This window comes from Variovorax boronicumulans (genome assembly GCF_029892485.1).
GTDB classification, from domain to species: Bacteria; Pseudomonadota; Gammaproteobacteria; order Burkholderiales; family Burkholderiaceae_C; genus Variovorax; species Variovorax boronicumulans_B.
In genome coordinates this window covers 1-10629 of sequence record NZ_JARXVG010000029.1, presented here as the reverse complement: position 1 = coordinate 10629, position 10629 = coordinate 1, and the positions used below count along the sequence as shown (strand labels likewise).

Below are 10629 nucleotides of genomic sequence, written 5' to 3'. Positions count from 1 at the left end.
TTTGTTTTTTGTCGGGTAAAAATATGGGGGGGGGGGGTGGGTTATTCCCCCCCCCCGGGGGGGGGGGGGGGGGGGGGGGGGCCCAAGCGGCGCCTCAACTTGAAGCCGCGCTTGAATGAAGGCCGTCGTGCCCCCACCCCTGCCCTCCCCCAGCGGGGGAGGGAGAAAGACCCGAACTCAGGTCTGCTTCGCCGACGCAAACCGCCGCGAAGTCGCCATCAAACGCAACTGGTTGTGCACGCCCGTCACGCCGAACACCGCAGCCGCCACCGCCTCGGTCTGCGCCCGCTCTTCGGAGTTGAGGACGATCCCGCGCAGGATCACCTCCCCCTGGTTCGCATTCACCGTCACACGGATGTCGCTGGTCTCCGCCTGCTCCTTCAGCGCCGCCTTCACGCGCGCCTCCAGCGCCATGTTCTTGAGCAGCGCGCGCGACTCGGGCGTCTCCGCGAACTCGGGCCGGCCCACCAGTTGCCGGATCTGCTCCACGCAACTGTCGACCGACACGCGGTCGGTGTTGAGCACCAGGTCGTAGAGCACCGGGTCGCCCCAGGTCACGCCGAACTGCGCATGCATGCGCGAGGCATGCGCCTGGTCGCTGCGGCGGATCTCCGCTTCGGCGAATGCGGCATCGTCGGTCTCGAGGTCGCCCATGAGCCACTCGACGCGCTTGGCCAGCGAGCGCGTGATGCGCACGCACACCACATGCGGCACCGGGCGCAACAGGCATGTCGCGCCCCATCCGCGCAGCACCACGTTGCCGCGGTCGGCCAGCGCGAAGAGCTCGTCCGCGGTGTAGAGCGCCACGCTGCGCTGGTCGGTCTTCAGGCGCTCCAGCAGGCCCGCCTTGCCGCCGCGAAGGCGGCCGATGAGGCTCTTGGAGACCTGCATCTTCTCGGCCACATGGTCGATGACCTCATGGCGCATCACGGCGAGCGAGAGCGTTTCAGCGAGCTTGACCGAAACGTCCTTGGCGAGGGAACCCATCTCCTGGGTCAGTGCGATGACTGGCATGTGCGTGCTCCTTCGCTCAGTCCACGGGCCGTTCGACGGCGAACTCGTCGGGCTTCTTCGGCGGCTTGATGTACGCCAGCGCCCTGGAGATCAGCGGCCAGAACAGCAGCACCAGGGCCAGTGTCGTGATGCCGCCCACCAGCGGGTTCGAGAACATGATCATCACGTCGCCTTGCGAGACCAGCATCGCCTGGCGGAACGAATCTTCGGCCTTGTCCCCGAGCACCAGTGCGAGCACCAGCGGCGCGAGCGGGAAGTCGAGTTTCTTAAACAGGTAGCCGATGACGCCGAAGCCGAGCATGAACCAGATGTCGAGCATCGCGTTGTGCACGGTGTAGGCACCGATCGCGCAGATCACGATGATCACCGGCGCGATGATCGAGAACGGAATGCGCAGGATCGAGGCGAACAACGGCACCGTGCTCAGCACCACGATCAGGCCCACGATGTTGCCCAGGTACATGCTGGCGATGAGGCCCCAGACGAAGTCCTTCTGCTCCACGAAGAGCAGCGGCCCGGGCTGCAGGCCCCAGATCAGGAGGCCACCCAGCAGCACGGCAGCCGTCGGCGAACCGGGGATGCCCAGCGCCAGCATCGGCAGCAGCGCGCTGGTGCCTGCGGCGTGCGCCGCGGTCTCGGGGGCGACGACGCCTTCCATCTGGCCGGTGCCGAACTTGGAGCCCTTCTTCGACATCTTCTTGGCCAGGCCGTAGGCCATGAACGAAGCCGGTGTGGCGCCGCCGGGCGTGATGCCCATCCAGATGCCGATGAGCGAGCTGCGCAGCGACGTGACCCAGTACTGCGGCAGTTGCTTCCAGGTTTGCAGCACCACCTTGGGGTCGATCTTGGCGCTCTTGCCGGAGAACTTCAGGCCCTCTTCCATCGACAGCAAAATTTCGCCGATGCCGAAGAGACCGATCACCGCGATCAGGAAGTCGAAGCCGCGCATCAGCTCGGGCTGGCCGAAGGTCAGGCGCAGTTGGCCCGTGACCGTGTCCATGCCCACCGAGGCCAGCGCGAAGCCCAGCGCCATCGACGCGAGGATCTTGAAGGGCGAGCCCTTGCCCATGCCGACGAAGCTGCAGAAGGTCAGCAGGTACACCGCGAAGAATTCGGGCGAGCCGAACTTGAGCGCGAACTTCGCTACCAGCGGCGCGAGGAAGGTGATCATCACCACCGCGATGAACGCACCCACGAACGACGAGGTGAAGGCCGTGGTGAGCGCGGCGCCCGCGTGGCCTTGCTGCGCCATCGGATAGCCGTCGAAGGTGGTGGCCACCGACCAGGGCTCGCCGGGGATGTTGAACAGGATCGAGGTGATGGCCCCGCCGAACAATGCACCCCAGTAGATGCACGACAACATGATGATGGCCGAGGTCGGCGACATCGTGAACGTGAGGGGCAGCAAAATCGCCACCCCGTTGGCGCCGCCCAGCCCCGGCAGCACACCGATGAGCACGCCAAGGATGATCCCCACGAACATCAGGCCGATGTTCATGGGGGTGAGGATCACTGAAAAGCCCTGCATCAGGGCGCTGATTTCGTCCATTTCGCTTGTGCTCCGTATTCAGTGAGTTCAGTAGCCGAGGAACCGGAGGGGGTCGAGCGTGCCTTTGAACAGCGGCACCTTGAACCACACCTCGAACATGCAGAAGAAGACCGTGTTGACCGCGAGCGCCGCGATCACGCTCTTCACCCACGAGTACTTGCCCAGCACGATCATGAAGAGCGCGATGTAGATCGCCGATGCGACATACAGCCCCACGAAGGTGATGGCCAGCACGTACACCGTTGCCGGCAGCAGCACCGAGAGCACGCGCTTCAACTGCACCGAATCCACGAACACCTCGGTGTTGCGGTTCTTGCCGAGCAGTGCCTGGTACAGGATGCCGGCGCCCGAGATGGTGATGATCACGCCGATGAAGAACGGGAAGTAGCCTGACCCCGGCCCATCGCTCGTCCAGCCCGCGCCGAGCTTGCGGGCCTCGAACACCACCACCAGCCCGATGATGAGCAGCAGCGCCGCGACCACCGCCTCGACCACGTAGGTGGCGACGCCCGAACGCGGCGCCCCATCGGAAATTTCTTCGTGCTCCATGGAGCCCCCATCGATCAAATGTGTGAGTGAAATGAGGCGGTGCGCGCGCGCTCTCGTTGCGTGCGCCCGCCTGCCGTCCGGCGCGCCACCCCGCCGCGGTCTCGCGGCCGGGGCTGGCTCTGCGCCCGGGGCGGCTTACTTGTTGCTGGCCAGGAAGCCCGCGTCGGACATCAGCGTGCGGTGCGTCGCCTCGGCGGCGGTGAGCCAGTCGGCAAAGGGCTTGCCGGTCATGAAGGTCGGGTTGAAGGCACCCTTCTCCATGTATTCCTTCCACTCCGGCGTGGCGGCCACCTTGGTGAGCAGGTCCGTGTAGAACTTCAGCTGCTCGGGCGTGACGCCGGCGGGCATGAAGATGCCGCGCAGCATCGTGTACTTGGTGGGCACGCCCGCTTCCTTGCAGGTGGGCACGTCGTTCCACGATTGCGTGTCGGTCACCTTCGCCTTGAAGGGCATGCGCTCGTCGTCGAACACGCACAGCGCGCGCAGCTTGCCGGCGCGCCACTGCGCCACCGCCTCGATCGGGTTGTTGACCGTGGAGTGCACGTGGCCGCCCACCAGCTGCACCGCGACTTCGCCGCCGCCCTTGAAGGGCACGTAGATGAACTTGGTGCCGGTGGCTTTCTCGAGCGCCACGGTGATGATCTGGTCTTCCTGCTTGGAGCCGGTGCCGGCCATCTTGAACTTGCTGGGGCCCGCGGCCTTGGTGGCGGCGATGTATTCGCCGGCCGTCTTGTAGGGCGCGTCGACGTTGGTCCACAGCACGAACTGGTCGAGCGCCAGCATCGCGACGGGCGTCATGTCCTTCCAGTTGAAGGGCACGCCAGTGGCCATGGGCGTGGTGAACAGGTTCGACAGCGAGATGATGATCTTGTGCGGATCGCCCTTGGCCTCCTTCACCGCCAGGAAGCCCTCGGCGCCCGCGCCGCCCGACTTGTTGACGACGATGAGCGGCTCTTTCATGAGCTTGTACTTGATGACGATGCCCTGGAGCAGCCGCCCCATCTGGTCGGCGCCGCCGCCGGTGCCGGCCGGGATCACGAACTCCACGGGTTTGGTGGGTTCCCAGGCATGCGCCGGGGTGATGGCGGCCAGCGCCAGGACGGCCGCACCGATGGCTTTGGCACGCCAGCTGCGGGCGAACTGCGAAGCGATGTTCTTCATCGTCATGTTTGTCTCCAGTCTGTGTAAGGTGCGCCCTTTTTTATTCTTGGATCTGAGCGGAGATACGAACAGGCCGGATGTTGCGCGCAGCCGCCTGCAAGCCGACTTGACCGTGGTCAACTTCTTGGAGATTTCGTATCGGGGTTAGCCCGCGCTGGCCGGTTTTTTGCAGTGCAGCGAAGTCGCCGCAGGAACCCTATAAAATCGCGGCGCGCACCGGCAACCCCTCGCCGGCCGGGCACCGAGCCCTTCGCGCCGAATGTCTTCGTAGTTCAATGGATAGAACGGGGTCCTCCTAAGACTCAGATACAGGTTCGATTCCTGTCGAAGGCACCAAGGACCTGGTTCACGGCGTCTCACTCCACATCAGAAACCCGCACGCTCCAAGGCGTAGCGGGTTTTTCTTTGCCTCGCGACGACGCACCGCGTAGCATCCCATCTCCCGGAAATACCGTTACTTTTGCCGGTATCCCGGAAATCCCCGTGAGGAGATACCGTTAAGGAGCGGAGATGGCACTGACAGACACGTTTGTTCGGCAAGTGAAGCCCACCGGGAAGGCCATCGGCGACAAATATGCCGACGGCGCTGGCATGTACCTGTTGGTGAAGACTGCCGGGAAATACTGGCGCATGGACTACACCTTCGCCGGCAAGCGGAAAACGCTGGCGCTGGGAACCTACCCAGAGGTCTCGCTGGCCAAAGCTCGGCACCGCCGCGCCGCCGCCCGCGAGTTGCTGGCAGCCGGTACTGACCCGAGCGCAGCCAAGCGCGAAGAAAAGAGAGCCCGAGCTGACGCAGCGGCGAATACGTTCGAGGCGGTTGCGCGCGAGTGGCTGCGAAAGACTGCGGCCAAGCGAGCGAGTGGAACGCAGCTCAAGGTCAAGACATGGCTCGAGAAGGACGTGTTCCCCTTCATCGGCAAGATGCCCATGTCCACCATCGGTCCGCGCGACATTCTGGAGCGAGTTGTCCGCAAGCTGGAAGCACGCGGCGCTATCGATACCGCCCACCGCGTCAAGCAGCTTTGCGGGCAGGTGTTTCGCTTCGCAGTGGTGTCAGGACTGGCAGAGAGGGACGTAACCGCCGATCTGAGCGAAGCTCTGGCCTCGAAAGCGACAAAGCACTTCGCCGCCATTACCGAGCCCAAGCGAGTCGGAGACCTGATGCGCTCGATCCATGCCTATAGCGGCCACGCCACTACCGTTGCCGCGCTGAAGCTTTCCCCTCTGCTATTTGTTCGGCCGGGCGAGTTGCGCACCGCGGAATGGGCTGAGATCGACCTGGACGCGGCCGAGTGGCGCATCGCCGGCCCGAAGATGAAAATGAAAGTGGATCACGTCGTGCCGCTGGCAACCCAAGCGGTGGAGATCCTGTGCAACCTCCACCCGATCACGGGGCATGGACGGTTTGTGTTTCCCAGCATACGGACGGGTGAACGCCCCATGAGCGAGAACACCATCAATGCCGCTCTGCGCGGGATGGGCTACAGCGCCGAAGTCCACACGGCCCACGGCTTCAGGGCAACCGCGCGGACGATCATGGATGAGGTGCTTGGCGAGCGCGTGGATTTCATTGAGCATCAACTTGCCCACACGGTCAAGGATGCCAACGGTCGTGCGTACAACCGCACCGCACATCTCCCAGCGCGTCGGGGAATGATGCAGCGCTGGGCGGACTACCTGGACAAGCTGCGCATCGGTGCCGACGTGATTCCCTTGAAGCGCGCCAGATGACATAGCGCCAAGTCCGCGCGCTCCTGCCAAGCCAGCTAGATGAGTGCCACGACATCGCGCAGATGCGTCGCAGTCTGGGGCAACCCGCGCTTTTCGAGCAGGGCGACCAACGCGATCGCGTCGGACTGCGGCCGGGCCCAGCGCTCGCGCATCCGCTAAAGCCGCGAGCTTCTGCAGCATCAGCAGATTGCGGACGAATTCGTCAGTCTGGCGCCGAGATGGGCAATGCCTCCACGCATGAAAGCGCTGCAACGGAGGCGGTGACACACTTTAAGTCCTGCGGCCAGGCTGCAATCCCTATCGATCATCGCTGGGCACCCGCTACATGCCGGCGCCCAATCCTTTTTGCGGCGGGTTATCTTCGTGCCAATTTCCTGAAAGCTGCCGCATGACAGAGCCCACAGCCGCCCGAAAATTCTCAGGCACCAAGGTGCTGACCATCTTTCTATCGGTGTCGTCCGCTACGGCTATCGTTCTGGCGCTTCTCGGTTACGGCGTAGCGTTGTCTGCCGAGGCCAGCTTCGGCATCCCCCACGCAGTGGTCTTTAATTCCACTTCAGACCTTCTCACGCTGGGCGGCTGGGTTGTGATGCAGTGCTTATGTTCAGCAAGCTGTCGCAATGGGGCTTTTACGTGAGCATTTGGGAAACGAGTTGGCCGGCCACCAAGATGGCAGTAGCCATGATCGCAGTGCTCATCGTGCTCGGCGGCATCGCGTTTGCAGCACAGTACTTTCTTCGTCGCTGGGCCTGGCTGCACAACGCCGCAGAGCAGCTACGAGGCTCACCACGGAACAAACTGCTGGCCATCGCCGGATTTCTCATGCTCGTGCTGGCTGCGCCCCTCGTAGTCATGCCTGTGACGACTCTGGCAATCGTCATCGGGCTCATGTCCATGGCCGCCCTCTTGAGCATTGTTCCAATGGCTGGTCTGCAGGCAGGTCAGGCACACATTGACGATTGGGTCGTTGGCCCTTCGATCTGCTCGCCTCTAAAGTCGCGAGGCACACGTCTGCAGGCACAACCACCGGTGAACGACGGGAAGCCAAAAACCAAAGTATCGACCTGCATCACCGTGAAGAAGACCGATGGCACCGAATATCGTGGTCGGGTGGTCTTTGCGACCTTCAACGCCATCGTGCTCTACAACCCAGAAGCTGGCTCGGTCCGACGCGTGTCTACCGACGGCGCTAGCGTCGAGGTTATCGATACGTTCTGACGCAACAGCAGCGACAGTTTCGTGTGGTTCGTGATGACAGGAAACGGCTGCAGCGGTCGTTCAGCTGTCGAAGCTGGCCAACTGCAACCAGTCTGGCGGGCGCACCCGAAAGGCGGCTACGCAGCGATTGCAGACGTTCTCAAAGGCAAGTTGAATGACGGCTTCGCGGCCGGAATCGCTCTCCCAGCAAACATTGCCTCGTGTCAATTCTTACGGCAGCAGCAAGCGGTGCGATGAATCTAAAAAGATCGTCGGCGGCTGCCTTAAGAGCTTGGTTTTCCGAATTGCTGCGTTCACGCGGCACTACCTAGCGTATGGCTTCGGCGGTTGTTGGCGGAGGAGCGCGAAAAGCGCGATCGAAAGCACTTGCGATGCAACGACCACCAGGCCCAAGGCCGCCATAGGCGACAGCCCTGCAAGCTTCGTCACAAAGGTTGCGCCCAGGGCTGCCCCCGACATCTGCATGAAGCCCAGCATGGCCGAGGCGGCGCCTGCTTGAGCCGCAAATGGCGCGAGAGACAAGGCGGTACCCAGTGGGTTCGCCATGCCCATGCCGAAAAGGAAAACGCAGAGGGCTGCGGTGAACCTGACCAGATTGGTTGGTGCTTGAACATTCACGCCGCAAATCAGCATGCCACCGGTGAGCGAGAGCACAAGGCCGAGTTGCAGTGTCTTTTGGGGACCCCACCGGCCCGACAGTTTCGGAACGAGCAGCCCCGCAGCGAACACGACAGGGACGGTTGCTGCAAAGAAGAATCCCAGTTGGAGCGAGCTCAAGCCGAGAGCACCGATGAGCACGGCAGGCGCAGCGGCGAAGAAGCCGTAGAGCGCCCCCGTCACACACGCGACGACGGTCGCTGGCCGCATGAAGCGCGCATCTCGCAGCAACTGGATGTACGCCGCGAAAACTGGCCCGATCGCCAGCGGCGTGCGCCGTGAAGTCGTGTGAGTTTCCGGCAGCCGCAGCGCGTACCAGATCGCCAAAATCAATCCCATTGCGCTAACCGTCGCGAAGGTCCAACGCCAGCCAACAAATTGCTCGGCCACACTGCCCAATAGCGGAGAGAACCCGGGCGCCGCGGCCATCGCCACAATCACCATCGCAAGCACCTTCGAAAGCGTCTCGCCTTCGAACAGGTCTCTGGCAATCGCGCGTGCGAGGACTGAGGCGGCGCACACGCCCGCTGCCTGAGCAGCCCTGCCCAATACCAACCAGGTTAGATTGGGGGACAGCGCGCAGATGACGCCGCCTGCGGCGAAGATGAGCAGGCCGCCGATCACCAACTTGCGTCGCCCGTACCGGTCCGACAGCGGACCAACGATGAGTTGGCCGATCGCGAAGACAACAAAGAAGATGCTCAACGTCACCCCGAGCTGCGCGTCGGACACGCCCAGCCCTGCGCCGATGGCCGGAAACGACGGCAGGATGATGTTGGTCGACAAGGCGCCGATCGCCGCGAGGGCGGCAAGCAGCGACACCATGCCGCGCGTTGGGACCGGACGACCTGCGGCCAGCGTCTGGACGGCGGCGTCTTTCATTCGGGGATCAGGACACGGATGGCGCGTGTCCCGATTTCCGCGCCAGTCACGGCATCGATCGCGGTAGGTTTGATTTCCGTTCCGTTCTCGGCGTCAAGAAAGCGCGTCAACCGACCTTCGCCTCGATGCTTTCGACCCCACTCGGCAATCATGAAGAGGACCGGCAGAAAGTCTCGCCCGGCAGCGGTCAGCACGTACTCCTCGCGCGGCGGGCGTTCGGAGTAGAGCTTTTTCTCGAGCAAGCGCTCGTCCGTCAGCGTCGCCAGTCGCTTGGTCAGCATGGTCGGTGCGATACCCAGATTCTTCTTGAACTGATCGAAGCGCGTCACACCCGCATTGGCGTCTCGCAGGATCAGCATGGTCCAGCTGTCACCCAGAAAGGCAAGGCTGCGCTCGATGGGGCATGTGGGTTGGGCATCGGTTTTCGAGTTCATATCGTTTTGATATTGACTTAGTACTTAAACGATACTAACCTGCGACCCGCGGTTCGTCCAGACCCGTGAAATGCCTCGATCGATTCTTGAATTGGAAGCACACATGAAAAAGACAGTACTGATCACAGGCGCGTCGTCGGGCTTCGGCTTGATGTTGGCGACGCGCCTGCACGCACAGGGCCACAACGTCGTGGGTACGAGCCGTACGCCGGAAAAATACGCAGCGCAGGTGCCTTTCAAGCTGCTGCGCCTCGACATCGACGATGACGAATCCATCGCATCGTTCACTCGCGAACTGGCCCGATCCACCGAGCGTTTGGATGTCCTCGTGAACAACGCCGGCTACATGGTGACCGGCATTGCCGAAGAAACGCCCATCGGGCTGGGCCGCCAGCAGTTCGAGACGAACTTCTGGGGAACCATCAAGGTGACGAATGCGTTGCTACCCCGACTCAGGGCCCAGAAGTCCGGGCAGATCATCACGGTGAGCTCGATCGTGGGGCTGATCGGTCCACCCAATCTGTCTTTCTACGCGGCCTCGAAGCACGCGGTGCAGGGCTACTTCAAGTCGCTGCGGTTCGAGCTGGACCAGTTCAACATCAAGGTCAGTATGGTGGAGCCCGTGTGGTTCAAGACGAACCTGGGCCACAACGCGGTCGCCGCGGCGAGCGGCGAGATCGCCGACTACAACGCCTACCGAAAGCAGGTGCAGGCCGCGACGCAAAAAGGCATCGACGGGGCGGAATCGCCAGACGCCGTCATCCAGACTATTTCCGGTCTCATTGAGGCGCCGGCGCCGAAGTTCAGCAATCCCGTTGGAAAGATGACCGGGATGATCCTGTTCCTGCAAAACTACATCCCGAAGATGTTCGAGGGCTCGATTCTCAAAAGTGTGAAGACGGCTTGATTGGGGACACCATGAAGTTCTACCTGTGCAAATTCATTCCGCCCCGTGCGGATTTCCTTGCGACGATGTCCCCAAATGAAAAGAACTGGATGAGCGAGCACGGCGTTTTCCTGAACGACCTGCTCGTAAAAGGCATCGTTGTCGCTCACGGTCCGGTGATGGACCCGACCGGCGGTTATGGCGTGTCACTGTTCCAGATCGAAGATGGGCAAGACATCGATGCCCTTACATCGCAGGATCCGATTGTCAAGAATGGGGTCGGGCACTATGAGCATTTCAAGATGCTTGGCCTGAAGTCGCGCTCTTAATTGCGTCGCTTCGTGTGCAAACGCCATTGAAGCAAGCGGCAAACCTCACATCGCGTTTGGTAGCCGCTCTTGCTGGAAGAAGTCGTTCTGGGTTTACTCATGAATGACCACATCCAGTCTGAGGACTAAACCGCTCGCGCGGTAGCCCGCCGCACAGTCTGTGATTTAACAAGCATCGTGCCCCCGTCTATGTTGGGAACCGAGGCAATCGGCCTC

10 protein-coding genes and 1 tRNA gene are annotated in these 10629 nt (G+C 62.4%); 5 read left to right on the top strand and 6 right to left on the bottom strand.

Annotated features, from left to right (window positions below; all coding sequences use genetic code 11):
- Positions 1 to 177 precede the first annotated feature (177 nt).
- The 4 genes from M2282_RS30775 to M2282_RS30760 form a co-directional block, all read right to left on the bottom strand.
- Positions 178 to 1014 carry a cytidylate kinase family protein gene (locus M2282_RS30775; protein WP_280812563.1) on the bottom strand — a complete coding sequence of 279 codons (837 nt, stop codon included), beginning with the start codon at positions 1012 to 1014 and terminating at the stop codon, positions 178 to 180.
- 16 nt (positions 1015 to 1030) lie between these two features.
- A complete protein-coding gene (locus tag M2282_RS30770; protein WP_280812562.1) occupies positions 1031 to 2563 on the bottom strand; it encodes a tripartite tricarboxylate transporter permease in 1533 nt (510 codons plus the stop codon).
- 27 nt (positions 2564 to 2590) lie between these two features.
- Positions 2591 to 3112 carry a tripartite tricarboxylate transporter TctB family protein gene (locus M2282_RS30765; RefSeq protein WP_280812561.1) on the bottom strand — a complete coding sequence of 174 codons (522 nt, stop codon included), beginning with the start codon at positions 3110 to 3112 and terminating at the stop codon, positions 2591 to 2593.
- 135 nt (positions 3113 to 3247) lie between these two features.
- Positions 3248 to 4273 carry a Bug family tripartite tricarboxylate transporter substrate binding protein gene (locus tag M2282_RS30760; protein ID WP_280812564.1) on the bottom strand — a complete coding sequence of 342 codons (1026 nt, stop codon included), beginning with the start codon at positions 4271 to 4273 and terminating at the stop codon, positions 3248 to 3250.
- A 261-nt stretch (positions 4274 to 4534) separates the two neighbouring features.
- On the opposite strand from M2282_RS30760, the gene M2282_RS30755 reads away from it, so the two are divergent.
- From M2282_RS30755 to M2282_RS30745, 3 genes are all read left to right on the top strand, one after another.
- Positions 4535 to 4609: transfer RNA gene (locus M2282_RS30755), tRNA-Arg, on the top strand.
- Between the two features lie 174 nt (positions 4610 to 4783).
- Positions 4784 to 6007 carry a tyrosine-type recombinase/integrase gene (locus M2282_RS30750; protein ID WP_280812560.1) on the top strand — a complete coding sequence of 408 codons (1224 nt, stop codon included), beginning with the start codon at positions 4784 to 4786 and terminating at the stop codon, positions 6005 to 6007.
- Positions 6008 to 6607: 600 nt separating this feature from the next.
- Positions 6608 to 7225, top strand: coding sequence for a hypothetical protein (locus M2282_RS30745; protein ID WP_280812559.1), 618 nt, complete (start codon positions 6608 to 6610; stop codon positions 7223 to 7225).
- A gap of 303 nt (positions 7226 to 7528) precedes the next feature.
- On the opposite strand, the gene M2282_RS30740 is transcribed toward M2282_RS30745, so the two are convergent.
- Positions 7529 to 8764, bottom strand: coding sequence for a multidrug effflux MFS transporter (locus M2282_RS30740; protein WP_280812558.1), 1236 nt, complete (start codon positions 8762 to 8764; stop codon positions 7529 to 7531).
- Positions 8761 to 9198 (bottom strand): winged helix-turn-helix transcriptional regulator, encoded by a 438-nt coding sequence (locus M2282_RS30735; RefSeq protein WP_258350071.1) that lies wholly within the window; start codon positions 9196 to 9198, stop codon positions 8761 to 8763. Before M2282_RS30735 ends, M2282_RS30740 begins: the two co-directional genes overlap by 4 nt.
- A 103-nt stretch (positions 9199 to 9301) precedes the next feature.
- On the opposite strand from M2282_RS30735, the gene M2282_RS30730 reads away from it, so the two are divergent.
- Both M2282_RS30730 and M2282_RS30725 read left to right on the top strand, forming a co-directional pair.
- On the top strand, positions 9302 to 10105 hold the full coding sequence (locus M2282_RS30730; protein WP_280812557.1) for an SDR family oxidoreductase: 804 nt from the start codon (positions 9302 to 9304) through the stop codon (positions 10103 to 10105).
- Positions 10106 to 10116: 11 nt separating this feature from the next.
- On the top strand, positions 10117 to 10413 hold the full coding sequence (locus M2282_RS30725; protein ID WP_280812556.1) for a YciI family protein: 297 nt from the start codon (positions 10117 to 10119) through the stop codon (positions 10411 to 10413).
- Positions 10414 to 10629 lie beyond the last annotated feature (216 nt).

Coding starts and splice junctions, on each gene's coding strand:
- M2282_RS30775 (WP_280812563.1), bottom strand. CDS start 1,014: ATGCCAGTCATCGCACTGACCCAGGAGATGGGTTCCCTCGCCAAGGAC.
- M2282_RS30770 (WP_280812562.1), bottom strand. CDS start 2,563: ATGGACGAAATCAGCGCCCTGATGCAGGGCTTTTCAGTGATCCTCACC.
- M2282_RS30765 (WP_280812561.1), bottom strand. CDS start 3,112: ATGGAGCACGAAGAAATTTCCGATGGGGCGCCGCGTTCGGGCGTCGCC.
- M2282_RS30760 (WP_280812564.1), bottom strand. CDS start 4,273: ATGAAGAACATCGCTTCGCAGTTCGCCCGCAGCTGGCGTGCCAAAGCC.
- M2282_RS30750 (WP_280812560.1), top strand. CDS start 4,784: ATGGCACTGACAGACACGTTTGTTCGGCAAGTGAAGCCCACCGGGAAG.
- M2282_RS30745 (WP_280812559.1), top strand. CDS start 6,608: ATGTTCAGCAAGCTGTCGCAATGGGGCTTTTACGTGAGCATTTGGGAA.
- M2282_RS30740 (WP_280812558.1), bottom strand. CDS start 8,764: ATGAAAGACGCCGCCGTCCAGACGCTGGCCGCAGGTCGTCCGGTCCCA.
- M2282_RS30735 (WP_258350071.1), bottom strand. CDS start 9,198: ATGAACTCGAAAACCGATGCCCAACCCACATGCCCCATCGAGCGCAGC.
- M2282_RS30730 (WP_280812557.1), top strand. CDS start 9,302: ATGAAAAAGACAGTACTGATCACAGGCGCGTCGTCGGGCTTCGGCTTG.
- M2282_RS30725 (WP_280812556.1), top strand. CDS start 10,117: ATGAAGTTCTACCTGTGCAAATTCATTCCGCCCCGTGCGGATTTCCTT.